The organism is Arthrobacter sp. TJ-254 (genome assembly GCF_058269175.1).
In genome coordinates this window covers 885,903-910,109 of record NZ_JBZCNF010000001.1, presented here as the reverse complement: position 1 = coordinate 910,109, position 24,207 = coordinate 885,903, and the positions used below count along the sequence as shown (strand labels likewise).

Here is a 24,207-nt window from a genome sequence, read left to right as displayed (position 1 = left end):
ATTACCCGTTCTTCTGAATTATTTGCCGGCTTCGGTGAGGAACCCGATGACGCGGGAAAGCTGTTCCATCCCGGCCGCGCGGTTGGTGAGATGGAGCCGGAGCACCGGCCGGCCGTGGGCAGCGAGCACCTGCGCGTCGCCTGCCGCCTGCGCGGAAATCAGCTCGCCGAAGGTGAACGGCAGCCCCGGAATCTCGAGGTCGGTCCCTGGTGTCCCGGTGATCTGGAGGAACACGCCGGTGGCCGGTCCGCCCTTGTGGAACTGGCCGGTCGAGTGGAGGAACCGCGGGCCCCAGCCGAAGGTGACCGGCCTGCCGGTCTGCGCCGCGAGGGTGCCGCGCAGGTCCTCAAGGGATGTCTGTTCATGCCGGTTCAGGTAGGCCTGGACCGAGAGGTACCCGGTCGGCTCAAGGGAGCCGAGGAGTGCCTGCACCGCGTCGCCGACCGTTGCCGCGTTACCGAGCAGACCGGCGTCAGCCCGCACCTCGATGGCACCGTCAACGAAGTTCGCCGGCGCCGGTTCGGGCTGCTCATCGAGCAGTCCGCGTGCCGCCTTCTTCGCCGCCTCGACATCGGGCTGGTCGAAGGGGTTGATGCCAAGCAGCCGTCCCGCAACCGCCGTGGCGAACTCCCATACGAGCATCTGGCTGCCGAGGGAGCCACTGACGACCGCACGGGTCTCCTCATCCCCTGGCGCAGCGGAGTCGCTGCCGGAGAGAAGAACGGGGACGACGTCGTCGGGCACCCGGGCAAGTTCGGGCGCGTCAACGGAGGCCACGACGGGCAGCAGGCCCGTCTGGAGCTTGCCTGTCGATTCGGCGATGAGCTGTTCCGCCCAGTCGGCAAACCCTGGAAGTCCCGAGCCGTTCTCCGCGAAGACGATTTTGTCGCGCAGCGGCTTTGTTCCGCCCAGCACGGCGCCGAGGCGCAGCCCCGCGTTGTCCGGGCCGTCCTCGGCGAGGAACTCGGAGATCTCCTCCGCGTCGGCGACAAGGGTGGCGATGTCCGCCCCGGCAAGGCCCGAGGGCACCAGCCCGAAGGCGGTGAGCGCCGAGTAGCGCCCGCCGACCTGGGGATTGGCGTTGAAGACCTGGCGGTAGCCGGCCTCGCGGGCAGAGCCGTCAAGCGGCGAACCGGGATCAGTCACAATGACGATCCGCGACTTGGCGTCGATTCCCGCTTCGGTAAAGGCCTTCTCGAAGGCGCGCCGCTGCGAATCGGTTTCAACCGTCGACCCGGATTTCGAGGAGACGACGATGGCCGTCTCCTGCAGGCGCTCCGCCAATGCGGCACTGACCTGGTCCGGGTCCGTCGAATCGAGCACCACGAGGTCGACTCCGGCGGAGCGGGTGATGACCTCCGGGGCGAGGGAGGATCCGCCCATGCCGCAGAGCACGAACCGGGTCACCCCCTCGGCCGCGAAGTCCTGGCGGAGCTGGTCGATCTGGGTGATGAGCCGGCGGGATTCCTCGAACAGGTCCACCCAGCCGAGGCGGATCGAGGCTTCCGGTTCTGCGTCGGGGCCCCACAGCGTGGCGTCCTTGGCCATGATGCGGGAGGCCACCTTGTCATCGACGAGGGCAGGCACCGCTGCGTCGATTGCCGCGGCGGCCGCCCCTGAGGCGACGAGTTCGAAAGATCCCATATCGATCAGCGTCCTTCGGTGTTGAGGGCGGTCTGCCCTTCGGTGCTCAGGGCGGTCTGCACGGTCTCGAGGAGCTCGGACCAGCTGGTCACGAACTTGTCGAGGCCTTCGGTCTCAAGCTGCTCGACGACCTCCTTGTAGGAGATGCCCAGCGCGTCGAGGTCGTTGAGGACCGCGTTCGACTCCTCGTACGTTCCAGTGACCGTGTCGCCCTCGATGACGCCGTGGTCGGCCGTCGCTTCGAGCGTCTTCTCCGGCATCGTGTTGACGACGCCCTGAGCGACAAGGCCGGTCACGTACAGGGTGTCGGGCAGCGACGGGTCCTTGACCCCGGTCGAGGCCCACAGCGGACGCTGCGGGTTCGCGCCGGCACCGGCAAGGACCTGCCAGCGCTCGGTTGCGAACTGCTCTTCGTACACCTGGTAGGCGAGGCGGGCGTTGGCGAGCCCGGCCTTGCCCTTGAGCGCCTTCGCCTCGGGGGTGCCCAGGGCGTCGAGGCGGCCATCGATCTCGGCGTCGACGCGGGAGACGAAGAAGGAGGCCACCGAGTGGATCTTGCTCAGGTCGTGGCCGTTCTCCTTCGCCTTCTCAAGGCCGACCAGGTAGGCATTGATGACCTCGCGGTAGCGCTCCAGCGAGAAGATCAGGGTGACATTGACACTGATCCCCGCACCGATGGTCTCCGAAATCGCCTCAAGGCCTTCCACTGTGGCCGGGATCTTGATCAGGACGTTGGTGCGCTGGACCTTGGCGTGGAGGCGCTTGGCCTCCTCAATGGTGCCCTGGGTGTCCCGGGCAAGGCGGGGGTCGACCTCGATCGAGACGCGGCCGTCGAAACCGCCGGTGCGCTTCGCCGCTTCAGCGAAGATGTCGCAGGCCTGGGCGACGTCGTGGGTGGTGATGTCGAAGACCGCCTGGTCGACCGAGGCACCGGCCTGGGCCAGTGCGCCGACCTGCGAGGCGTACGACTCGCCCTGCTTCAGTGCGGCGGCGAAGATGCTCGGGTTCGTCGTCACGCCGACGACGTTGAGGTCCTCGATGAGGCGCTTGAAGGCGCCGGAGTTGATGCGCTCGCGGGAAAGGTCATCGAGCCAGATTGAGACGCCGGCGTTCGAGAGGTCGGCGGTGGGTGTTGAAGTCATTGTGTTCTCCTTAGGATCCGCCGCAGCGGATGCGAGGTGGTGGGTTACTGGTGGTCGCCGGTTTCGGTGGCGCGGTGGCCGGAGGGCATTGCCGCGGTTCCGTTGGGAGCCAGCGGAGCCTGCGATGCGGCGTCGATCGAATCCTTCGCGGCGGCAGCCACGGCTTCGGCGGTGATGCCGAATTCGCGGTAGAGGGTCTTGTAGTCGGCCGAGGCACCGAAGTGCTCGAGCGAGACGGCGCGGCCGGCGTCACCGAGGAGGCCCTGCCAGCTCTGCGCGACCCCTGCTTCGACCGAGACCCGGGCGCGGATGCTGCGCGGGAGGACGGACTCGCGGTACGCCTCGTCCTGGGCGTTGAACCACTCGAGCGACGGAACGGAGACCACGCGAGTCGCGATTCCCTCGGCTTCGAGCGTTTCCCGTGCCTGCACGGCGAGCTGCACCTCGGAGCCTGTAGCCATCAGGATGACCTCCGGCTTGCCGTTGCGCGCCTCGGCGAGCACGTAGGCGCCCTTGGCAACACCCTCGGCGGAGGCGAAGGTGTCTCCCTCCGCCGCACCGGCGCCGCGGGCGTAGGTGGGGATATTCTGGCGGGTCAGGACAATGCCGGCGGGGTTGTTGGTGTTCTCGAGGATGGTCCGCCATGCAACGGCAACCTCGTTCGCGTCGCCCGGCCGGACGACGTCGAGTCCGGGGATGGCGCGGAGCGATGACAGCTGCTCAACGGGCTGGTGGGTGGGTCCATCCTCGCCGAGGCCGATGGAGTCGTGCGTCCACACGTAGATCGCGGGGACGCCCATCAGTGCCCCGAGGCGCACTGCGGGGCGCTGGTAGTCGCTGAAGATCAGGAAGGTTCCCGAGAAGGCGCGGGTGCTGCTGTGCATCACGATGCCGTTGACGATGGCCGCTGCGGCGTGCTCGCGGATGCCGAAGTGGAGCACCCTGCCGTAGGGGTTGCCCGACCAGTGCGCGGTCTGCCGGCTTGAGGGGATGAACGACGGCGAGCCTTCGATCGTCGTGTTGTTCGACTCGGCGAGGTCGGCTGAACCGCCCCACAGCTCCGGAAGCACGGGACCGATCGCGGTCAGGACCTTGCCCGAGGCCGCGCGGGTGGACATGTCCTTGCCCGCCGGGAACTCGGGGAGCGCTTCCTCCCAGCCCTCGGGGAGGGTGCGCGAGGCGATGCGCTCAAGCAGTTTGGCGTTGTCCGGGTTGGCGCTGCGCCAGGCGTCGAAGGTTGTCTCCCAGGCTTCGCGGGCCTTCGAGCCGCGCTCGATGACGCCGCGGGTGTGCTCGAGCACCTCGGGGGCGACCTCGAAGTGCTGCTCGGGGTCGAAGCCGAGGGTCTGCTTCAGTGCGGCGACCTCATCCTTGCCCAGGGCTGAACCGTGGATCTTTCCCGTGTTCTGCTTGGTGGGAGCCGGGAATCCAATGATTGTGCGCAGCGAGACGATCGACGGCTTCGACGTCTCGTTCTTCGCGGCGAGCAGCGCGCGGTGGAGTTCGGCCACGTCTTCGACGTACTCGCCGGTCTTCGTCCAGTCAACGCGCTGGACGTGCCATCCGTACGCCTCGTAGCGCTTGAGGACATCCTCGGTGAAGGCGACGTCGGTGTCGTCTTCGATGGAGATGTGGTTCTCGTCGTAGAGCACCACGAGGTTGCCGAGCTCCTGGTGCCCGGCCAGGGATGAGGCTTCGGAGGTGACGCCTTCCTGGAGGTCGCCGTCGGAGGCGATCACCCAGATGGTGTGGTCGAACGGGCTCTGCCCCTGCGGGGCCTCCGGGTCGAACATTCCGCGCTGGCGGCGCTGTCCGTACGCGAACCCGACGGCGGTGGCGAGGCCCTGGCCGAGGGGGCCGGTGGTGATTTCCACGCCCTTGGTGTGGCGGTACTCGGGGTGTCCTGGAGTCTGCGAGCCCCAGGTCCGCAGCGCCTTGAGGTCATCGAGCTCGAGTCCGTACCCGGCCAGGTACAGCTGGATGTAGAGGGTCAGCGATGTGTGGCCGGGGGAGAGGACGAACCGATCGCGTCCGGTCCATTCCGGATCGGTCGGATCGTGGCGCATCGTTTTCTGGAAGAGCAGGTAGGCGGCCGGAGCGAGGCTCATTGCCGTCCCAGGATGCCCGTTGCCCACCTTCTCAACGGCGTCCGCGGCGAGCACGCGGACCGTGTCCACCGCCCGGTCGTCCAGTTCAGTCCAGTTCAGATCCTGCTCTTGCGTTTGTGCCACGTCTACCGGGCTCCTTCTCTGTACAGAGCGGCCAGCGCCGCGGCGCCGAGTGGAGCTGGGGGCCGGCGTGCGTAGATGCACCGTCGACCAGCTGGCCGTTCACCGTTGAATACTGCGTATACCGACTTTCACCGGTTAGTCCAAATGCACGCCGACACAACGAAAAAAGGCCGCGCCGGCTTTGAAACCAACCATATCCCTTCCATCGATCAATGGAAGTTCACTACCTAACAAGTCACCGGCGCGCCCGGGCATTCCCGATGGTGCCCACCAATTTCATCTCCGATTTCTACAGGACGTAAAAGGGTATGATGGAGAGGTCTTGTGCCCCGGAAGAAACGAAAGTGTTGCCTTGTGAAGACCCAGCAGCTTCCTGCTCCGGCAAGCCCGTCACGGGCCCGATTGGGCGCTGGGCGCAAAGTGAGGGCGTATATCGCCCTCACCAAACCGCGCGTTATCGAACTCCTGCTGGTGACCACGCTTCCCACAATGATCTTCGCCCAGGGCGGGTTTCCCCCCTTCTGGCTGATGGTTGCGACAATGGTCGGCGGAGCCTTCGCGGCGGGCAGCGCAGGAGCGTTCAACTGCTATTTCGACCGTGACATCGACAAGGTGATGCACCGCACGGAAAACCGGCCCCTTGTCACCGGGGAAGTCTCCCCCCGCGAGGCGCTCGTCTTCGCCTGGGCACTCGGCGCCGCGGCGATCGCCATCCTGTGGATCGGCGCCAACCCGCTCGCCGCCTGGCTTGGCGTCGCGGCGATTTTCCTCTACGTCGTCGTTTACACCCTCGTCCTGAAGCGGCGCACGTCGCAGAACATCGTGTGGGGCGGTGCCGCCGGGTGCATGCCGGTGCTGATCGCCTGGGCCGCAGTGACCAATACCGTGGAGTGGCCGGCCGTTGTCCTGTTCCTGATCATCTTCCTGTGGACGCCGCCTCACTACTGGCCGCTCTCCATGAAGTACAGCGACGACTACACCGCAGCCAACGTTCCGATGCTCGGGGCAATCGCCGGTGCCCGCGCCGTGTCGGTGCAGGTCGTCCTCTACACCTGGGCCACCGTCGCCTGCTCGCTGCTCCTTGTCCCGGCAGGGGCGGGCTGGGTGTATACGGTGGCCGCGGCCGCCAGCGGCGCCTGGTTCATCCGTGAGGCGCACCGCCTCTACTCGCAGGCGCGGCGCGGCGACCTCAGCACCAAGGCGGCGATGAAGGTTTTCCACGGCTCGATCAGCTACCTGACCGTCCTGTTCATCGCCCTTGCGATCGACCCCTTCGTCGGAGCGCCCGTTTTCTAGGTCGATCTCCTAGAGTGGGGCAATGACCTTCACCGGGCTCGTCGCCTACCCCATCACGCCTTTCACCGCCGCAGGGGAAGTCAACACCCCCGAGCTCGCCTCACTCGTTGCTTCACTGGCACAGTCGGACGTCGATTCGGTCGCCGTCCTCGGCTCCTCCGGAAGCTTCGCCTACCTCAGCCCTGAGGAGCGCGGGCACGTGGCGCGCACCGCGGTCGAGGCAGCCGGCGGCGCCGTCCCCGTGCACGTGGGCATCAGTTCGGTCGGCACCCGGGAGGTGCTCAGCGCGGCCCGTGACGCGGAAAAGGCGGGGGCCTCCGGGCTGGTCCTTTCTCCCGTCTCCTACGTGCCGCTGAGCGAGGAGGAGGTGCTCGCTCAGGTGCGCACCGTGTGCGAGTCGACCGACCTGCCGATCTGCCTCTACAACAATCCCGGCACCACCCAGTTCCATTACGCCCTTGAGCTGGTCGCCGAGCTGCTCGCACTGCCGAACGTCGTCGCCTTCAAGGACACCGCACCCGACGCGGCGTCGTTCCGCGCCCGGTACGGCACACTGCGCAGGCTGGCGCCCAAGGGCTTCAGCCACGGGGTGAGCGGCGACCTCCTGATGCTCAGCGGGGACGTCGAGGCGGACGCCTGGCACACGGGTCCGGGCGCGCTGCTGCCCGCCTACTATTCGCGCCTGCGCAATGCCATCACCGTAGGAGACCAGGCCGTTGTTCAGGAGTGCAGGAAGGCGCTCACACCCCTGGTGCAGCACGTGATCAACCTCCGCCGGATCAGCGGCCTGCACCTGCTTGCGAAGGTGTGCGGCATCGACGCCGGCGACCCGAGGGCGCCGCTGCTTCCGGCGCCCGGGAGCGAACAGCGCGAACTCGCCCGCCTGCTCGATGTCGCCGGGGCGTCGCTCGCCGCCTGAGCCGTGCCGCGGAAAACCGTCCGCCGTCGCCCCCTAGGCGTCGACCTGCCGGGCCGGCGCGGCCGCGGCGGCCCGTACCGCGTCGAAGGCGTCGGCCGGCTGGCGGGTGAAGGCGCAGTACACCGCATTGACTGTGGCCGCCGTCAGCAGGGACGCGCCGAGCATGTGCAGGGCCACCAGTGCCGCCGGAAGGTGAAGGAAGTGCTGGACATACCCGACGGCGCCCTGCGCCAGAACGATGACGGCAAGGAGCACAAGGGCCCGCCGCAGGCGCGGTGAGACCCCGAAGCGGAAGGCAAGCACGACGGCGAGGCCGACGGACATTACCAGGAGGTAGACCGGCGCGGTGTGGACGCGCGTCATCAGTTCGGGGTTGAGGTTGTTCCGTGCCGCCCCGTGGTCGCCGGCGTGGGGCCCGGACCCGGTCAGCACGACGCCCAGGACCACGGTGACCGCCGTGAGCACGGCGACCGCGATGAGCACCTGGCGCAGCACCGCCGGGGCCGCCTGCGGGAAGGAGGCCCGGCTCTGTGCGGAGTTGAGGCGCGAGCGGTTGACCAGCACCGTCGCCACCGCGATAAGCGCCATCGACACGAGGAAGTGCCAGCCCACCACCCAGGGGTTGAGGTCCGTCCACACGGCGACGCCGCCGATGACCGCCTGGGCGGGAATGCCGGCGAGCAGTGCCAGGGCGAGACGGAACAGGTCCTTGCGGTCCCTGCGCAGGTTGATCAGCGAGACCAGCATTGCCACGGCCACCGCCACGAGGACGAACGTCAGCAGCCGGTTGCCGAACTCGATGACACCGTGAAGGCCGAGCTCCGGGGTGCTCACGATCGATTCGGGTGTGCAGCGCGGCCATTCCGGGCAGCCCAGGCCCGAGGCGGTCAGCCGGACGGCGCCCCCGGTCACAACAATGAGAATCTGGGAAACCAGCGAGGCGACGGCGAGGCGCCGCACCAGGCGGGTTTCGGAGGCGGGAAGCCTTGCCGCGAGGCGGGAGGCAGCGGGTCGGATCATTGAGCTAACTCCATTTGAACCAGCGGAGGGCGGCCGTGCTGGCCAGGACGGCCCAGATCACCAGGATCAGGCAGGCAAAGGGATCGAAGGCGCCCCCGGCAAGCGCGCTGCGCAGCCCGTCACCGAGGGCCGCCGAGGGAAGGAGGGTGACCACGGGCTGGATGGAAGCCGGGAGTTGCGCTGCGGGAAGTATGGTTCCTCCGCCGGCCGCGAGCAGGATCCAGAGCAGGTTGGTCACCGCCAGGGTTGCCTCGGGCCGCAGGGTCCCTGCGACGAGCAGTCCCAGCGCGGTGAAGGCGGCTGCGCCAAGGACAAGCAGCAGGAAGGCGGCGGGCAGCCCGCCAAGCTCCGGACGCCATCCCATGAGGAGGGCGGCCCCGCCGATGACAACCAGCTGCACCGCGAGCACCACGGCCACCGCAACTGCCTTGCCGAAGATCAGCCCGGACTTGCCCAGCGGCGTTGTCGAGAGGAACCGCAGCACACCGTACCTGCGGTCGAAGCCGGTCGCGATGCCCTGCCCGGTGAAGGCGGTCGACATGATGCACAGTGCGAGCACGCCCGGAGTCGCGACGTCGATCCGTGACCCCGGATAGCCGTCGAGGACCGGGGTGAAGGCCAGGGCGGCGAGGGCGAGCAGGGGAAGGGCGATGGCGAGAACCAGCTGTTCGCCGTTGCGCAGCATCGCCGCGGCCTCATACCGGCCGTGGCGCAGGACCCTGCCGGCCAGGGGAGTGGCGTTGGTCACCGGATGCTCCTTCCGGAGATGTCGAAGAAAACATCCTCGAGGGAACGCGGGGCCATGCTGATCGCTGTGGGCATCACGCCGGAGGCAGCCCACCAGCCGGCGACGGCGGCGATGTCGGCCGCGGTGAGCGAGCCGCTGAGCACGTACTGGCCGGGTGCCGGCTCGTAGGCGTTGAGGTGGGGGAGGAGGTCCGGCGGAAGCTGGAGTCCGGGAACGGTTTCGAAGCGCAGCTCACGGACGCTGCCCTGCGGGTCCGCTGCGGTGAGTTCGGCGACGGTGCCTTCGGCGACGGTGCGTCCGGCCTCCATGATGTACACATAGTCGGCAAGCTTCTGGGCGTCGTCGAGAAGGTGCGTGGTGAGGATGATGGCCAGTCCCGCGGCGCGCAATTCCTGGATCAGCTCGAAGACGATGACCCTTGACTGCGGATCGAGCCCGGCGCTCGGCTCATCGAGGAACAGGACCTCGGGCCGCCCCACAAGCGCGCAGGCGAGGGCGAGGCGCTGCTTTTGGCCCCCGGAAAGCCGCCGGATGGTCGAGGCATCGAACTCGTCGATGCCGAGGCGCTCGGCAAGTTCGGCGACCGGCCGCGGGCGGGCATACATCGAGGCGACGTGCCGCAGCAGGGCCATTGGTTTGACCGAGGGGGGCAGCCCGCCGTCCTGGAGCATGACGCCCACACGGGAGCGCAGGTGCGGGCTGGCGCGGTACGGGTTTTCGCCGAGCAGCCGGACGGTTCCGGCGTTGGGCCGGGTCAGGCCCTGCGCGCACTCAAGGGTTGTTGTCTTGCCTGCGCCGTTCGCACCGAGGATCGCGGTGACGCTGCCCGTTGATGCCTCGAGGCTGACACCGTCGAGCACGCGCACCATCCTTCCTTCGAGGGACGGAACCGGCCCGAAGTCCTTAACGAGGCCGTCGATGCGCAGGGCGGCGGAGGAATCTGGCACCCGGCTATTCTACGGCACGTAGTAATGGACGGCACCCAGTGGCAAGCCTCACCTTACTGGATCGCCGGCTGACATTACGTCATGATTGTGTTGTGTATTTTTTAATTCGGCCGGGAGGGATGACGTCATGACAGTGGCAGAGCATGCCGCCGGACGAAGCGGCGGAGCCGAGACCCCCGCCCGGCCCGGATCGGACACCGACGAGCGGACGCGTGACCGCGTCGCATCGGCGGTCCTCGAGCGCGGGCCGATCAGCGCAGCGGAACTTGGGGCGCGCCTGGGGCTGACGCCCGCCGCCGTCCGCAGGCATCTTGACGCACTCTTCCGCGACGGGCTCATCGAGGTCAAGCGCGGCGGGAGCACTGCCACCGGCGCCGGCCGTCCGGCCCGCCGGTACGTGCTCAGCCAGCGCGGCCAGACGAGGCTCGGCAACGACTACTTCGACATCGCGAAGGCGGCACTGGCCCAGCTTGCCGCGGTCGCCGGCCCCGGGGCCGTTGAGGAGTTCGCCCGGAAGCGCTTCGCCGACATGGAGGAGCGGTACCGCCCGCTCGTCGAAGCGGCAGGACCGGACGTTGAGGACCGGGCCCGCGCCCTCGCCGCCGCACTGAGCTCCGACGGTTTCGTCGGATCGACGAAGGTTGTCGGCGGTGCGTCACCGCGCACTGCCATGCTCAGCGTCCAGCTGTGCCAGGGGCACTGCCCGGTGCAGCAGCTGGCCGCCGAATTCCCCGCCTTCTGCGACCAGGAGACAGCGGTCTTCTCCCGGCTGCTCGACGTCGACGTCCGAAGGCTTTCAACGCTCGCACGCGGCGGGCATGTGTGCACGACCCACATTCCGGTCGGCCGGCCCGCGCAGGGCGCCGCGCAGCGGCAGCCCGAGCCGCTTCCCAATTCCTCAACAAGCCACTCAACGTCAATCCATCAGCAAGGAAGGCCGTGATGACGGATCAAGTAGACCAAAAGCCACTGACCCCGACAGCCGTTCCGGAGTCGGTCATCAGCGACATCCTGGAAAAGAACCCCGAGCTCGAGGGCATCGGCACCTACCAGTACGGGTGGTCCGACAAGAACGACGCGAGCGCCAATGCGCGCCGCGGCCTCAGCGAGGAAGTCGTCAGGGACATCTCCGCGAAGAAGAACGAGCCCGAGTGGATGCTCGACCTCCGCCTGAAGGGCCTCAAGTACTTCGACCGGAAGCCGATGCCCGCCTGGGGCGCCGACCTGTCCGGCATCGACTTCGACAACATCAAGTACTTCGTCCGCTCCACCGAGAAGCAGGCGAACACCTGGGAGGACCTTCCGGAGGACATCCGGAACACCTACGAGAAGCTGGGCATCCCCGAGGCCGAGCGCGCACGCCTGGTCTCCGGCGTCGCCGCCCAGTACGAGTCCGAGGTCGTGTACCACCAGCTCCGCGAAGACCTCGAGCGCCAGGGCGTGATCTTCCTCGACACGGATACCGCGCTGCGCGAGCACCCCGAGATCTTCAAGGAGTACTTCGGCACGATCATCCCGGTCGGCGACAACAAGTTCGCCTCGCTGAACACGGCCGTCTGGTCGGGCGGCTCCTTCGTTTACGTCCCCAAGGGCGTCCACGTCGAAATCCCCCTGCAGGCGTACTTCCGGATCAACACCGAGAACATGGGCCAGTTCGAGCGCACGCTGATCATTGCTGACGAGGGCTCCTACGTCCACTACATCGAAGGCTGCACCGCCCCGATCTACACCTCCGACTCGCTGCACTCGGCTGTCGTCGAGATCGTGGTCAAGAAGAACGCCCGCGTCCGTTACACGACGATCCAGAACTGGTCGAACAACGTCTACAACCTGGTGACGAAGCGTGCGGTCGCCCACGAAGGCGCCACCATGGAGTGGATCGACGGCAACATCGGCTCGAAGGTCACCATGAAGTACCCGGCCGTCTACCTGGTCGGCGAGCACGCCAAGGGCGAGACCCTGTCGATCGCGTTCGCCGGCGAGGGCCAGCACCAGGACACCGGCTCCAAGATGGTTCACATCGCGCCGAACACGAAGTCGTCGATCATCTCGAAGTCGGTGGCGCGCGGCGGCGGACGTGCCGCCTACCGCGGCCTGGTCCAGGTGCGCGAAGGGGCGAAGCATTCGGCGAACACAGTGCGCTGCGACGCGCTCCTTGTCGACACCATCTCGCGTTCCGACACCTACCCGTACGTCGACATCCGCGAGGACGATGTCACGATGGGCCACGAGGCCACGGTTTCGCGCGTCAGCGAGGAGCAGCTGTTCTACCTGATGTCCCGCGGGATGCCCGAAGATGAGGCGATGGCGATGATCGTCCGCGGCTTCATCGAGCCGATCGCCCGTGAACTCCCCATGGAGTACGCGCTCGAACTGAACCGCCTGATCGAACTCCAGATGGAAGGGGCCGTAGGCTAGCAATGGCTGACGCTACAAACGTGTATGAAACAGCGCCGGAAGGCGCCCTGACCGATGTCTCAGAGCTTGATGGCAAGGCGCGCCTCGGCGCGCCCTCCATCGACGGGTTCAGCGAGGAGGGCGAAAGCCTCTCCGAGCTCAACGCCGGCTCCGAGCAGCACGGCCTGAAAAAGCACAGCCACGGCAACGCACCGGTGGTCCCGGAAGCATCACGGGGGGAGCGGCTGAAGTCCTTCAACCTCGCGGACTTCGCGCCCCTCACCGGGCGCGAGGAGGACTGGCGGTTCACCCCGCTTGCCCGCCTGCGCGGCCTGCACACCAAGCCACTGACCGGCGCCGAGCCGGTGCTCAAGGTTTCCGGTGCGTCGAACGTGCGGGTCGAGACCGTCGACCGCTCTGACGCCCGCGTTGGGTCGGCGGGCATCCCCGAGGACCGGGTCTCTGCCGCGGCGTGGGCCGCGGTCCCCACCGCAACGGTGATCACGATCCCGGCCGAGACCACCGCTGACAGCGAGGTGACGGTGGCCATTTCGGGAACGGACGCCGCTCCTGCCGCCCAGCACCTGGTGATCTCCGCCGAGCGGTTCTCCCGCGCCGTGGTCGTCCTTGACCACTCGGGAAACGCGACACTCGCCCAGAACGTCGAGATCGTCGTCGGAGACGGCGCCGAACTCACCGTTGTGAGCGTCCAGGAGTGGGACGACGACGCCGTCCACGTCTCCTCCCAGCAGGCCCGGATCGGCCGCGACGCGCGCTTCAAGCACGTCGTTGTCTCCCTTGGCGGTGACCTCGTACGCCTCACCCCCTCGTCGGTGTTCACCGCGCCCGGGTCGGAGGTCGAGATGTACGGTGTCTACTTCGCCGACGCCGGCCAGCACCTCGAGCAGCGCCTCCTTGTCGACCACGCCGTGCCGAACTGCAAGTCGCGGGTCACCTACAAGGGCGCCCTCCAGGGCGCCGGTGCGCACACCGTGTGGGTCGGCGACGTGCTGATCCGCAAGGAGGCAGAGGGAACCGACACCTACGAGGTGAACCGGAACCTGCTGCTCACCGACGGTGCGCGCTCCGACTCCGTGCCGAACCTGGAGATCGAGACCGGCCTGATCGAGGGTGCCGGCCATGCCAGCGCCACCGGCCGGTTCGACGACGAGCACCTGTTCTACCTCATGGCCCGCGGCATCCCCGAGAAGGAGGCCCGCCGCCTCGTTGTGCGCGGCTTCCTCATCGAGGTCATCCAGCAGATCAAGGTGCCGGCCCTCGAAGAGCGGCTCTCCCTTGCCCTTGAGAACGAGCTCGCGGCAGGCAACCTGTGAGCGCTGAAGCAACGCCGCGCGGCGAGCTGATCTGCAGCGTCGACGACATCGAAGTGAAGCAGGCCCTGCGCGTGCTGATCGATGACTACCCGGTGGCGATCGTGCGGGACTCCGAGGGCGACATCCACGCTCTCGGCGACACCTGCTCCCACGCCGACATCTCCCTCTCCGAGGGCGACGTCGAAGGCTGCGCCATCGAGTGCTGGGGCCACGGCTCGCAGTTCGACCTGCGCAACGGGGCACCCCTGCAGCTTCCCGCCTACGAACCGGTCCCGGTGTTCGCCCTGGAAATCCACGACGGCGACGTGTACGTGGACATCACCACTGTCACCAACGGAGCGCCCGCCCCCCAGCTCGGCTGACCGCCGCAGCACCAGCACACTTAGACGACGCCCTGCACCCGGGGCAAAGGAGAACGGAATACAGATGTCCACCCTTGAAATCAAGGACCTAAACGTCAGCATCGTGACGGATCAGGGAACCAAGCAGATCCTCAAAGGCGTCAGCCTGACCATCAAGACCGGGGAAACCCACGCCATCATGGGCCCCAACGGCTCCGGGAAGTCAACGCTGGCATCCACCATCGCCGGGCACCCCCGCTACACCGTCGACAGCGGCTCGATCACCCTCGACGGCGAAGACGTGCTCTCCATGAGCGTCGACGAGCGCGCACGGGCCGGACTCTTCCTGGCCATGCAGTACCCCGTCGAGGTTCCCGGGGTCACCATGACCAACTTCCTCCGCACCGCCAAGACGGCGCTCGACGGCAAGGCCCCGAGCCTCCGCCACTGGACCAAGGACGTCAAGGAGGCAATGAGCCAGCTGCGCATCGATGCCGATTTCGCCCAGCGCAACGTCAACGAGGGCTTCTCGGGCGGCGAGAAGAAGCGCGTGGAGATCCTCCAGCTCGAGCTGTTCCACCCCCGGTTCGCCATCCTCGACGAGACCGACTCCGGCCTCGACGTCGACGCCCTGAAGGTCGTCTCCGAGGGCGTCAACCGCGAGCACGCCAAGGGCGAAATGGGAACGCTGCTGATCACGCACTACACCCGCATCCTCCGCTACATCAAGCCAGACTTCGTCCACGTGTTCGTTGACGGCCGGATCGCCGAGCAGGGCGGCCCGGAGCTCGCGGACCGTCTCGAAGAAGAGGGTTACGACCGGTTCGCCGCGGCCAGCCCCGCGGTCGAAGCGTAGAACCGAATTCCCCGACCGGGAAAGGAAAAACGATGAGTGAAGTAGAAGCAGCATCGACCTCGCTTGAGGATGTCGAAGAGGCGCTGAAGGACGTGATCGACCCCGAGCTCGGGGTTAACGTCGTGGACCTGGGGCTGCTGTACGGGCTCAAGTATGCTGACGACGGCGCACTGCTGATCGACCTGACGCTCACCACCGCCGCGTGCCCGCTCACCGACGTGCTCGAGGAGCAGGTCGGCCAGGCCCTCGACGGCGTGGTCGACGAGTGGCGGTTGAACTGGGTATGGATGCCGCCGTGGGGTCCCGAGAAGATCACCGAAGACGGCCGCGACCAGATGCGCGCCCTCGGGTTCAACATTTAGGACTGTCAGTATCTGCGGCGCCCAGGCTGGGCGCAGGCAGAACAGAAGGGGCGGCTCGAACGGAGCCGCCCCTTCTGTGCGTCGTGGAGTGTTGGTTCGAGCGTCAGGGGCCCTGCTGAGGCTCCCCGTCCGTCTCCTGGTGCTCGCCGAGCCCGCGCGCGGCCAGTGCTTGCCCGGTCGCCTGGGCGTAGGCGACCGCATTGACGACAACGGGGATGACCACGGCACGCGGGCTGCGCTGCAGGCCCCGGGCCTTGGCTGCATCACGGAGGTCCGACAGCGAGCCCACAAGGTAGGGGATGCTCCGCACCATGATCGACAGGGCGAGGGCGAACCGCTCGGGGTCGGCGCCGACGCGCCGCAGCGGCCGGACAAGGTACACAAGCCCGTCGAGGAGTTCCTGGCCGGGCGTCGTGACAGTGAGGAGCCGGGCGGCGAGGACGCACACGGCGATGCTCCCCGGCACCACGAAAGCCGCCTCGGGTCCCCGGCTGAACCACGAGTAGACGGCGAGGAGGCCGAGCACCGGCAGCAGCGGCAGCACCACCCCCACCACCCGCCGGAGTGAAAGACGGGCGCCGATGGTCAGCAGGATCAGCATCAGGGCCAGTCCCGCCGCCGTCCACACCGGCTGACGGGCGACGAGGACGGCCGTGCTGAGTCCCACGCAGAGCAGGGCCTTAATCCACAGCGGGGTCCGGTGGAGCAGCGAGCTGCCGGGAACGTACATCCCCAGGAGCTGACCATGACCCCTCACGGGACGCACAGCTCCCGGTAGAACCGTACGGCGGCCCCGGGCGCTCCGTCGAAAACAACATGCCCGTCGTCGAGCACCAGGGTACGTTCGCTGTCCTGGGCGAAGGCCAGGTTGTGCGTTGTGAAGATCACCTGCTGTGGGAGCCCGCCGATCACCGACCGGATGAGGTGCTCGTTGCGGAGGTCGAGCAGGGTCGTGGGCTCGTCGGCGATCAGGATCCCGGGATCCACTGCGGCCACAACGGCGATGGCCAGCAGCTGGCGTTCACCGCCGGAGAGGTCGTAGATCGACCGGTCGGCGAGATGGCCGATGCCGTACGCCTCAAGGACCCGCATTCCCGCGGCCCGGCGTTCGTCTGGCCTGCGGATCCGGCTGCGCAGGGAGAGCTCCACGTCCTCACGCCCGGTGGGCATCACCAGCTGCGACAGCGGATCGGTGAAGACGAATCCGACATTCCGGCGCACCTCGCGGCCCCGCCGCACCGTGTCGAGGCCGCCGACGGTTACCCGCCCGGAGGTGGGCACGGCGAGGCCGTTGATCAGCTTCAGCAGGGTGGACTTGCCGGATCCGTTGGCGCCGATGACGGAAATGCGGCGCTCGCGCAGCTCGAGGGAGAGCGGATGGAGAATGGTCCGGCTGCCGCCGTCCTCGTCGGCAGGCGAGGCGACTGATGCCTCGGTGAAGACGATCATGGAGACTGAGGTGTTCCTCCGGCGGGCTCACCGACGCGGCTTCCAAGGGGGTCCCGGCGGAGCAGTGCCGGGAACGCGCGGTGCACGGCCAGCGCGATGCCTGCCGCGAGGATGTTCTTGATCACGTCTCCCGGCAGGAAGGCGGCGTCGAGCACGATGGCGTCGCGGACCTGCAGTCCGCCGTTGATCACCAGTCCGGCGATTCCGAGCGGGTGGATGAGCAGCAGGCTCGAGGCGAAGCAGGCAAGGAAGAGTGCACCGACACGGAACCGTCGGACCCTCCTGAGGAGCACGGCGGCCAGGAAGCCTGCGAGCATCGCTGCGAGGGGGAAGGCGATGAGGTAGCCGGCGGACGGTCCGGCGAGGACGCCCAGGCCGCTGCGGAAGCCGCTGAACACCGGAAGGCCGGCCAGACCCGCAAGGAGGTACAGCCCGACGGCGGCTCCGCCCCTGCCGGGTCCCAGGACGATCCCTGCGAGCATCACGCCGAGCGTCTGCAGGGTGATGGGCACCCCGAGCGCGCCTACCGGGATTCCGGGTACGATGGCAAGGGCGGCAATGAGCGCGGCGAAGACCGCAATCAGCGACAGGTCGGTGGAAGTCCACCGCTCCCGGACGCGCCGGCGGGGCTCTCCGACCGGGCGTGGGAACTTTCGGTTCGATCGATTCATTGTTCTCTTCCTGGAAGTGTCCGACACAGGCCGCGCCCGGAAACGGGCCGGATCTGGAGCCCATCGACAACTCGGTGCCGCCCTCATCCGACAATAGCGCCGGACACCATAGAAACCTTTGTAGGGTTCTCACAAAAGAACGCCCTGTGCATGCGCAGGGCAAGGAAAGGCCACGGCATTGATTACCGTATCGAACTTGGAGCTGCGTGCAGGAGCCCGGCTGCTGATGGAGTCGGTGTCTTTCCGCATTGACCGTGGGGACAAGATCGGCCTTGTGGGTCGCAACGGCGCCGGCAAGACCACGATGACGCGGGTGCTGGCGGGGGAGTCCCTCCCGGCCGGTGGCAGCGTCAGCAGGAACGGGGAGATCGGCTACCTCCCGCAGGACCCCCGCACGCCGAACATGGACCAGCTCGCACGCGACCGCATCCTGTCCGCGCGCAACCTTGACACTGTCGTCCGCAACCTCCGCCAGGCGCAGGAGGACATGGCCAGCGAGGACACCGCCGTGCGCGCCAAGGCGATGAACCGCTATGACCGCATCGAGGCGGAATTCCTTGCCGGCGGCGGGTATGCCGCCGAGGCCGAAGCCGCGGCCATTTCCTCGAACCTCGCCCTGCCGGAGCGCATCCTGAACCAGCCGCTGCGCACCCTCTCCGGCGGCCAGCGCCGCCGCGTGGAGCTCGCCCGCATCCTGTATTCCGGGGCGGAGACGATGCTCCTTGACGAACCGACCAACCACCTCGACGCCGATTCGATCACCTGGCTCCGCGAATTCCTGCGCAACCACCAGGGCGGCCTGATCGTGATCAGCCACGACGTCGACCTCCTTGAGGCGACGGTCAATAAGGTCTTCCACCTCGACGCCAACCGCGCGACCATCGACATCTACAACATGGGCTGGAAGCGGTATCTGCAGCAGCGCGAGACCGACGAGCGGGCGCGGAAGCGCGAGCGGGCCAACGCCGAGAAGAAGGCGCAGGTCCTCATGGACCAGGCCAACAAGATGCGGGCGAAGGCCACGAAGGCGGTCGCAGCCCAGAACATGGCCAAGCGCGCCGAACGCCTGCTGGGCGGCCTCGACGCCGTCCGCGCGAGCGACCGCGTCGCCGCCCTGCGTTTCCCCGATCCGGCCCCTTCGGGCAAGACACCGATGACGGCCGAGGGGCTGAGCAAGTCGTTCGGTTCCCTCGAAATCTTCACCGATGTCGACCTCGCGATCGACCGCGGTTCGAAGGTGGTCATCCTCGGCCTCAACGGCGCCGGGAAGACCACGCTGCTGCGGATGCTCGCCGGGGTTGACACCCCGGACACCGGACGCGTCATCCCGGGCCACGGCCTCAAGGTGGGCTACTACGCCCAGGAGCACGAGACCCTCGACACCGAGCGCACCGTCCTTGAAAACATGAAGAGCGCCGCCCCCGACATGAAGGACGCCGAGGTGCGCGGCATCCTCGGGTCGTTCCTGTTCTCAGGCGACGACGTCGAAAAGCCTGCAGGAGTGCTCTCCGGTGGAGAGAAGACCCGCCTCGCGCTTGCGACGATCGTCGCGTCGTCGGCGAACGTGCTGCTGCTCGACGAACCGACGAACAACCTCGACCCGGCCAGCCGTGCCGAAATCCTCGGCGCCCTGGCGAACTACACCGGGGCGGTCGTCATGGTCAGCCACGATGAGGGTGCCGTCGAGGCGCTCAAGCCCGAGCGGGTCGTGCTCCTGCCCGACGGCGTCGAGGATCTCTGGAACGAGGACTACCTGGATTTGGTGACGCTGGCCTGACCCTGGTGACGCTGGCCTGACCGCGTGCCTCCCGTCCCGCCTTCGGGCGGAACGGGCCGGGTCACTGCAGACCCTGAGCGTCAAGGAGTGCGTCTTCCTCTTCCTCCGCCGTTGGCCTTCGCTGCCTCGTTGCGCGCGTCCGCTGCGGCCCCTCCGGGGGAGTACCGCTGGCGGGGCCTTCGGCGGCCTCGGCCTCCTCGGCGTCGACGACCGCCTGCTGCCGGGCCGCGTATCCGAAGCCGACGAACAGCAGCACCCCAAAGGCGAACCACTGCAGGGAATAGGAAAGGTGCGGGCCCTCATCGATCGAAGGTTTCGGGAAAGCCAGCGGTGACTGCGCGGGGGCCGGTGTTTCCTGGTCCAGCTGTCCGTACGCGCCGGTCTGGAGCGGATAGCCGAGCCGGGCGGCGTACCCGTCGAGGTCGATCGATGCCGTCTGTCCCTCCGGAGCCCCGCGGTCAACCGCCGGTTCCGCAGGGCGCACCCGTGCGACAACCTCCACCCGCCCGGATGGTGGAGCGGGAACGGTGTCGGGCCGGCCCGCGCGGTCGTTGCCGATCGGCAGCCAGCCGCGGTCAATAATCACCGCGGTACCGTCGTCGAGCCGCAGCGGCGTCAGCACCTCGTAGCCGGGCTGGCCGTTGAAGGGGCGGTTGCGCACGATCAGCTGATCAGCCGTCTCGTAGACACCCGTGAACCGAACGGGAGTCCATTCCCGGTCGGGGGTGAACGTTGCGAAGTCGTTCGCACCGGCTGCGTAGTCCGCCGGGCTGCGCTCGAAGTTGGACTCGATGCGCTCGATAGTCGCCACCACCCTGTCCCGGCGGTCGAGCTGCCACTTGCCCAGCGCACCGCAGGCTGCGGCGAGCACGAGGACGAGGGCGAACCAGCCGAGCCAGCGCGGGGAAACCAGGAATCTGTACCGCTTCATCTATGCCGCTCCGCCCGGTGCCGACGTTTCCGACCGCTCCGGTGCCAGCGCCACCGTCTCCTTATGAAGTCCCCTGAGCTTGAGGTAGTCCTCAAGCCACTGAACATGGGCGCTGCAGGCAGCCCAGACCTTCCGCCGCTCGGGGGTGTGGATCTTCGGGTTGTTCCACAACAGTTGCCACTGGGCTGCTTCCCTGCAGCCCTTCCGCGAGCACACCGCGTCGGCCGGTCCGCCGGCACCACGGCCTGCCGCCCGGTCCTGGCGGTTTGGGTTCTGGCCGCCTTGGTTTTGGGGATCCTGGTTCTGGCTGCCGGGGAGGTGGTCAAAGATGCTGAAGCCCGGGCCGCTCACGCTGCCGACCCCGTGGAGCGGCCGTCGAAGGGGAAACCGTCGCCCCTCTGCTGCTCCGGCTGGTCTGATTCGTCGTCCTCAACCAGCTCACCGGCCAGGATTTCGTCGGAGGGTTCAGGCTCCGCAGCGGGAGCCGACTGCTCGATTTCGCGCAGGGGGACGTGGTCGACAAGGGCGTCGCTGTGCTGGATGTTGCTTACGTCGCTGCCGCCATTGGCGAGGATCACTGCGAAATAGGGAAGGACGACGGCGCCAGCGATCACGACCCACATCATCCAGCCCTCAACGAAGAAGACGAGGATAAGGCAGACAAGCCGTACCCCCATGGAGATTGAGTACTTGATCATCCGCGACCGCATCTCGTCTGTGTGGGATTCGCGGGCGTCGGAAATGCTGTGGACGTCGGTGTCGCGCCTTCGCTGCCTTGTCTGCTTACTCATCACACTCCAAAAAGGGCCCAATCCATTGTCTCACCCGAGCGTCCGTTGTTAAAGTTGGCCACCTCGCGGCTAGGATCGACGGGACACTTTGACATAGTTCGTTTAATAACAACGCGTACCCGAAAGCAAAGGATCCCTGTGCAGGCAACAAATCTCGGCGATGAAGACAGGCCCGCGCGCAGCGTCCTGGTCACGGGCGGCAACCGGGGAATCGGGCTTGCCATCGCAAAGGCTTTCCTTGCCAACGGGGACAAGGTGGCGATCACCTACCGCAGCGGCGACGTGCCCGAGGGGCTCCTGGGGGTCAAGGCGGATGTGACGAGCGAGGAGCAGATCGACGCGGCGTTCAAGGAGGTCGAGGCGGCGCACGGCCCTGTTGAGGTGCTTGTCGCCAACGCAGGCATCACCCGCGACACCCTGCTCCTGCGGATGAGCGAGACCGACTTCACCGATGTCATCGACACGAACCTCAGCGGGGCCTTCCGTGTCGTCAAACGGGCGTCGAAGGGCATGATCCGGCTCCGCCGCGGCCGTGTCGTGCTGATTTCCTCGGTCACGGGCCTGTACGGTGCGCCGGGGCAGATCAACTACTCCGCGTCGAAGTCGGGGCTGATCGGGATCGCCCGCTCCCTGACCCGGGAGCTCGGCTCGCGGGGGATCACAGCCAACGTCGTCGCGCCGGGCTTCATCGATACCGACATGACCGCGGAACTTCCCGAGGAAACACGCAAGAGCTACCTCGCCACGATTCCCGCCGGCCGCTTTGCCGCTCCGGACGAGGTGGCGAAGGTTGTCCGGTGGGTCGCCAGCGAGGAGGCCGGCTACATCTCCGGTGCCGTCATCCCGGTCGACGGCGGCCTCGGCATGGGTCACTAGTCCCCGAACCAGCATTCGGCTGCAGCACCCGCTGCCGCCGCACCGATCACGCGAAGACACGATACGCGGGCATCACCCGCGCGAAGAAGGAGTATTCATGGGTGCTTTGGACGGCATTGGAGCAATCGTCACCGGGTCATCACGGGGCATCGGGGCCGATGTGGCCCAGCTGCTGGCCGCGGAAGGCGCATCGGTTGTGGTCAACTACCGGCAGAAGGCGCCACGGGCGAACAAGGTGGTTGCAGGCATCGAGGCCGCGGGTGGCCGGGCGGTAGCCGTCGGCGCGGACCTCACAACGCCCGAAGGCCCGGAGGCCCTCGTCGACGCGGCGGTGAGCAACTTCGGCGGACTCGGCCTGCTGGTCCTCAACGCTTCGGGCGGCATGGAGAGCGGGGTCGGCGAAGACTACGCGCTCAAACTGAACCGCGACGCCCAGGTCAATATGCTCAAGGCCGCCGCCGAAGTCATGCCCGCCGGTTCCCGCGTTGTCTTCGTGACGAGCCACCAGGCGCACTTCATCGATACGGTGCCCACAATGGACGCCTACGAGCCGGTGGCCCGCAGCAAGCGCGCCGGTGAGGACGCCCTGCGGGAGCTCATTCCGATGCTCGAGGACAAGGGCATTCGCCTCGTCGTCGTCTCCGGCGACATGATCGAAGGAACCGTGACGGCCACCCTGCTCGACCGCGCGGCTCCCGGCGCGATCGAGGCCCGGCGCAGCGAGGCCGGCAAGCTCTACTCGGTTGCGGAGTTCGCAGCCGAAATCGTGAAGATGGTCACCGCCGACGTGCCGACCGGCCACACCGAACTGGTCGGGGGAGCCCGCGGCTTCGTGCCGCAGGGCTGACCGCTTCCGCCGCACCTCCACCGCACAGGCCCGCTCCCGGAGTTCCGGGAGCGGGCCTGTTGCGTTTGTGTGGATCACAGGCCGCGTGCGGCCGACCGCGGTCCCGCTGATCAGCGGGTGTCGGATGCCGCGGTTTCGGCGTCGGACGCCTCGGCCGCGGTCTGCGCATACGACGCCGAGATGCGGCGGTAGACCGGGGTCAGGAAGGCCAGCAGCGCGGCAAGAATCAGAATGATTCCGGCCACCAGGAACACCAGAGCGATGCCGCGCGAGGTGCCCTCGCCCAGCAGCGGGGCCAGCCGGGCGGCGCCCTCCTCGGACCGAGCGTAGGGGATGATCCAGAACTGGGCGATCGGCGCGATGAGGAACGCCGTGATCGGCGCGGCCGCGGACTCGAACGCCATGGCGAATCCGAACACCCGGCCCTGCCGGTTCAGGGGCACAACCCGCTGGATGACCGTCTGCTCGGCGGCTTCAACAAAGGGCACGAGGACCAGATAGAGCCAGATCCCGACGATGTAAAGCCACGCCCACTCCCGCAGCGTGAACACCGCACCGAGGATGCCCATCAGGATCACGGCGAAGAGCATCGTGCGCAGCGGGTTTGACCCTAGTCCGAACCTGCCGATCAGCGCACCGCCCACGATGAACCCGGTGGCGCCGACCGCGAAGTACGTTCCCCAGAGCTCAACGGGGAACAGCTCCAGCCCGTAGGGATCCATCAACGCCAGGTAGACCCCGCCGACGAAGTTGTTGAACGTGGAGAACAGGATGAGCGCGAACAGCCCCGTGACGGCCAGCACGGCGGCCAGTGAGCCGCGCAGGTCGAATCCGCCGTGCGCGTCGGTGGCGGCCGCGCGCACCTCCTCGGGCATGCGCAGCGTGAGCAGGTGGGCGAAGGCCAGTGCCGTGAGCACGATGGCGAGGACGATCGTCCAGCCCATGCCCAGCAGCCCGACCGACAGCCCGGAGAGCACAGAGGTGACGATGAACATCAGTCCCTGAACCATGCCCACCAGCCCGTTGGCGTTGGCCCGCCGCTCCGGCTCGATGAGGATGGTGACCGTGGTGGAAAGCGCGATGTTGCGCATGTTCTCCACCACAGCGCCGATCAGGATGATCAGGGTGAAGATCCAGAACCACGGCCGGGTCAGGTCCAGCAGCGAGGCCGTCGGTGTCAGCACGAACATGACCCCGGCGAGCAGGAACATTCCAAGGGTGAAGGCGGCGGCGAAGCGCATCACGGACAGCTTGCGGTAGCGGTCAACGTAGGTGCCGAAGCTGATGCTGGAGAGTGCGATCAACAGCATGTAGGCGCCGCCGACCACCCCTGTGGCGATCACGTTGCGCGTCTGCAGGTACACCCAGAACGTCAGGGCGAACCACAGATAGCTGGTTGTGATGTTGGCAAGGCCGGTGTTCACGAGGATGCCGGTGAAGGTGCGGGACCGCTCTGCCGGACTGCGCACGGACGTGTCGATGGCGCCGCTGTCGGCCGGACCCGATGCACCGCCGCCCTCGATCGGCGTGGAGGCGGTGGTCGCGCCCTCGGAGGGGCCCGCGCCAGCGTGGGGATCCGCAGCGGCCCTGGAGGGGGCCGGTTCCTGCCCGGTCATGCGTTCCAGTGT

General features: G+C 67.5%; 24 protein-coding genes. 11 read left to right on the top strand and 13 right to left on the bottom strand.

Annotated features, from left to right (window positions below):
- Positions 1 to 18 precede the first annotated feature (18 nt).
- Genes AC4D14_RS04355 through tkt form a run of 3 tightly spaced genes read right to left on the bottom strand, consistent with a single transcriptional unit; the run spans position 19 to position 5,017 of the window.
- Entirely contained in the window at positions 19 to 1,644 is a 1,626-nt protein-coding gene (locus tag AC4D14_RS04355) for a phosphoglucose isomerase-related protein (RefSeq protein ID WP_490900340.1), read from the bottom strand.
- Positions 1,645 to 1,649: 5 nt separating this feature from the next.
- Positions 1,650 to 2,786 (bottom strand): transaldolase, encoded by a 1,137-nt coding sequence (gene tal, locus AC4D14_RS04350; RefSeq protein ID WP_490900339.1) that lies wholly within the window; start codon positions 2,784 to 2,786, stop codon positions 1,650 to 1,652.
- Between the two features lie 44 nt (positions 2,787 to 2,830).
- Complete coding sequence (gene tkt / locus AC4D14_RS04345) at positions 2,831 to 5,017, bottom strand: transketolase (RefSeq protein WP_490900338.1); 2,187 nt, start codon at positions 5,015 to 5,017, stop codon at positions 2,831 to 2,833.
- Between the two features lie 354 nt (positions 5,018 to 5,371).
- Here tkt and AC4D14_RS04340 point away from each other — a divergent pair, with 354 nt between their 5' ends.
- Together AC4D14_RS04340 and AC4D14_RS04335 are read left to right on the top strand one after the other, a co-directional pair.
- A complete protein-coding gene (locus AC4D14_RS04340; RefSeq protein WP_490900337.1) occupies positions 5,372 to 6,313 on the top strand; it encodes a heme o synthase in 942 nt (313 codons plus the stop codon).
- A 22-nt stretch (positions 6,314 to 6,335) separates the two neighbouring features.
- Positions 6,336 to 7,232 carry a dihydrodipicolinate synthase family protein gene (locus tag AC4D14_RS04335; protein ID WP_490900336.1) on the top strand — a complete coding sequence of 299 codons (897 nt, stop codon included), beginning with the start codon at positions 6,336 to 6,338 and terminating at the stop codon, positions 7,230 to 7,232.
- A gap of 33 nt (positions 7,233 to 7,265) precedes the next feature.
- Here the strand turns inward: AC4D14_RS04335 and AC4D14_RS04330 are convergent, their stop codons facing one another.
- From AC4D14_RS04330 to AC4D14_RS04320, 3 genes are read right to left on the bottom strand one after another with little or no spacing between them, the layout of a single operon-like run.
- Entirely contained in the window at positions 7,266 to 8,252 is a 987-nt protein-coding gene (locus AC4D14_RS04330) for a COX15/CtaA family protein (RefSeq protein ID WP_490900335.1), read from the bottom strand.
- A gap of 4 nt (positions 8,253 to 8,256) precedes the next feature.
- The gene (locus tag AC4D14_RS04325) at positions 8,257 to 9,000 is read right to left on the bottom strand and encodes an ABC transporter permease (RefSeq protein WP_490900334.1); all 744 of its coding nucleotides are present in this window, start codon (positions 8,998 to 9,000) and stop codon (positions 8,257 to 8,259) included.
- Positions 8,997 to 9,947: an ABC transporter ATP-binding protein gene (locus tag AC4D14_RS04320; RefSeq protein ID WP_490900333.1), complete on the bottom strand. Its 951-nt coding sequence runs from the start codon at positions 9,945 to 9,947 to the stop codon at positions 8,997 to 8,999. The genes AC4D14_RS04325 and AC4D14_RS04320 overlap by 4 nt, the downstream gene beginning before the upstream one ends.
- A 127-nt stretch (positions 9,948 to 10,074) precedes the next feature.
- Here AC4D14_RS04320 and AC4D14_RS04315 point away from each other — a divergent pair, with 127 nt between their 5' ends.
- From AC4D14_RS04315 to AC4D14_RS04290, 6 genes are all read left to right on the top strand, one after another.
- Positions 10,075 to 10,890, top strand: a complete 816-nt coding sequence (locus tag AC4D14_RS04315) for a helix-turn-helix transcriptional regulator (protein WP_490900332.1) — start codon at positions 10,075 to 10,077, stop codon at positions 10,888 to 10,890.
- Positions 10,890 to 12,365, top strand: coding sequence for a Fe-S cluster assembly protein SufB (sufB, locus tag AC4D14_RS04310; RefSeq protein ID WP_490900331.1), 1,476 nt, complete (start codon positions 10,890 to 10,892; stop codon positions 12,363 to 12,365). The genes AC4D14_RS04315 and sufB overlap by 1 nt, the downstream gene beginning before the upstream one ends.
- A gap of 47 nt (positions 12,366 to 12,412) precedes the next feature.
- Positions 12,413 to 13,678, top strand: a complete 1,266-nt coding sequence (sufD, locus tag AC4D14_RS04305) for a Fe-S cluster assembly protein SufD (RefSeq protein ID WP_490900490.1) — start codon at positions 12,413 to 12,415, stop codon at positions 13,676 to 13,678.
- The gene (locus tag AC4D14_RS04300) at positions 13,675 to 14,040 is read left to right on the top strand and encodes a non-heme iron oxygenase ferredoxin subunit (protein ID WP_490900330.1); all 366 of its coding nucleotides are present in this window, start codon (positions 13,675 to 13,677) and stop codon (positions 14,038 to 14,040) included. The genes sufD and AC4D14_RS04300 overlap by 4 nt, the downstream gene beginning before the upstream one ends.
- 64 nt (positions 14,041 to 14,104) lie before the next feature.
- Positions 14,105 to 14,875: a Fe-S cluster assembly ATPase SufC gene (sufC, locus tag AC4D14_RS04295; protein WP_490900329.1), complete on the top strand. Its 771-nt coding sequence runs from the start codon at positions 14,105 to 14,107 to the stop codon at positions 14,873 to 14,875.
- Positions 14,876 to 14,907: 32 nt separating this feature from the next.
- Positions 14,908 to 15,237 (top strand): metal-sulfur cluster assembly factor, encoded by a 330-nt coding sequence (locus AC4D14_RS04290; protein ID WP_490900328.1) that lies wholly within the window; start codon positions 14,908 to 14,910, stop codon positions 15,235 to 15,237.
- A 103-nt stretch (positions 15,238 to 15,340) separates the two neighbouring features.
- On the opposite strand, the gene AC4D14_RS04285 is transcribed toward AC4D14_RS04290, so the two are convergent.
- From AC4D14_RS04285 to AC4D14_RS04275, 3 genes are read right to left on the bottom strand one after another with little or no spacing between them, the layout of a single operon-like run.
- Positions 15,341 to 15,994, bottom strand: a complete 654-nt coding sequence (locus AC4D14_RS04285; protein WP_490900327.1) for an energy-coupling factor transporter transmembrane component T family protein — start codon at positions 15,992 to 15,994, stop codon at positions 15,341 to 15,343.
- Complete coding sequence (locus AC4D14_RS04280) at positions 15,991 to 16,686, bottom strand: energy-coupling factor ABC transporter ATP-binding protein (RefSeq protein WP_490900326.1); 696 nt, start codon at positions 16,684 to 16,686, stop codon at positions 15,991 to 15,993. The genes AC4D14_RS04285 and AC4D14_RS04280 overlap by 4 nt, the downstream gene beginning before the upstream one ends.
- Positions 16,683 to 17,357 carry a biotin transporter BioY gene (locus tag AC4D14_RS04275; RefSeq protein WP_490900325.1) on the bottom strand — a complete coding sequence of 225 codons (675 nt, stop codon included), beginning with the start codon at positions 17,355 to 17,357 and terminating at the stop codon, positions 16,683 to 16,685. Before AC4D14_RS04275 ends, AC4D14_RS04280 begins: the two co-directional genes overlap by 4 nt.
- Positions 17,358 to 17,535: 178 nt before the next feature.
- On the opposite strand from AC4D14_RS04275, the gene AC4D14_RS04270 reads away from it, so the two are divergent.
- Positions 17,536 to 19,134 carry an ABC-F family ATP-binding cassette domain-containing protein gene (locus tag AC4D14_RS04270; protein WP_490900324.1) on the top strand — a complete coding sequence of 533 codons (1,599 nt, stop codon included), beginning with the start codon at positions 17,536 to 17,538 and terminating at the stop codon, positions 19,132 to 19,134.
- Between the two features lie 61 nt (positions 19,135 to 19,195).
- Here the strand turns inward: AC4D14_RS04270 and AC4D14_RS04265 are convergent, their stop codons facing one another.
- The 3 genes from AC4D14_RS04265 to AC4D14_RS04255 form a co-directional block, all read right to left on the bottom strand.
- A complete protein-coding gene (locus AC4D14_RS04265; protein ID WP_490900323.1) occupies positions 19,196 to 20,065 on the bottom strand; it encodes an SURF1 family cytochrome oxidase biogenesis protein in 870 nt (289 codons plus the stop codon).
- A complete protein-coding gene (locus AC4D14_RS04260; protein WP_490900489.1) occupies positions 20,066 to 20,281 on the bottom strand; it encodes an acetone carboxylase in 216 nt (71 codons plus the stop codon).
- A gap of 131 nt (positions 20,282 to 20,412) precedes the next feature.
- Positions 20,413 to 20,856, bottom strand: coding sequence for a DUF3099 domain-containing protein (locus AC4D14_RS04255; RefSeq protein WP_490900322.1), 444 nt, complete (start codon positions 20,854 to 20,856; stop codon positions 20,413 to 20,415).
- 138 nt (positions 20,857 to 20,994) lie between these two features.
- Here AC4D14_RS04255 and AC4D14_RS04250 point away from each other — a divergent pair, with 138 nt between their 5' ends.
- Positions 20,995 to 21,732 carry a beta-ketoacyl-ACP reductase gene (locus AC4D14_RS04250; RefSeq protein WP_490900321.1) on the top strand — a complete coding sequence of 246 codons (738 nt, stop codon included), beginning with the start codon at positions 20,995 to 20,997 and terminating at the stop codon, positions 21,730 to 21,732.
- A 97-nt stretch (positions 21,733 to 21,829) separates the two neighbouring features.
- The gene (locus AC4D14_RS04245) at positions 21,830 to 22,579 is read left to right on the top strand and encodes an SDR family oxidoreductase (protein WP_490900320.1); all 750 of its coding nucleotides are present in this window, start codon (positions 21,830 to 21,832) and stop codon (positions 22,577 to 22,579) included.
- Positions 22,580 to 22,689: 110 nt separating this feature from the next.
- Here the strand turns inward: AC4D14_RS04245 and AC4D14_RS04240 are convergent, their stop codons facing one another.
- Entirely contained in the window at positions 22,690 to 24,195 is a 1,506-nt protein-coding gene (locus AC4D14_RS04240; RefSeq protein WP_490900319.1) for an MFS transporter, read from the bottom strand.
- Between the last annotated feature and the right edge of the window lie 12 nt (positions 24,196 to 24,207).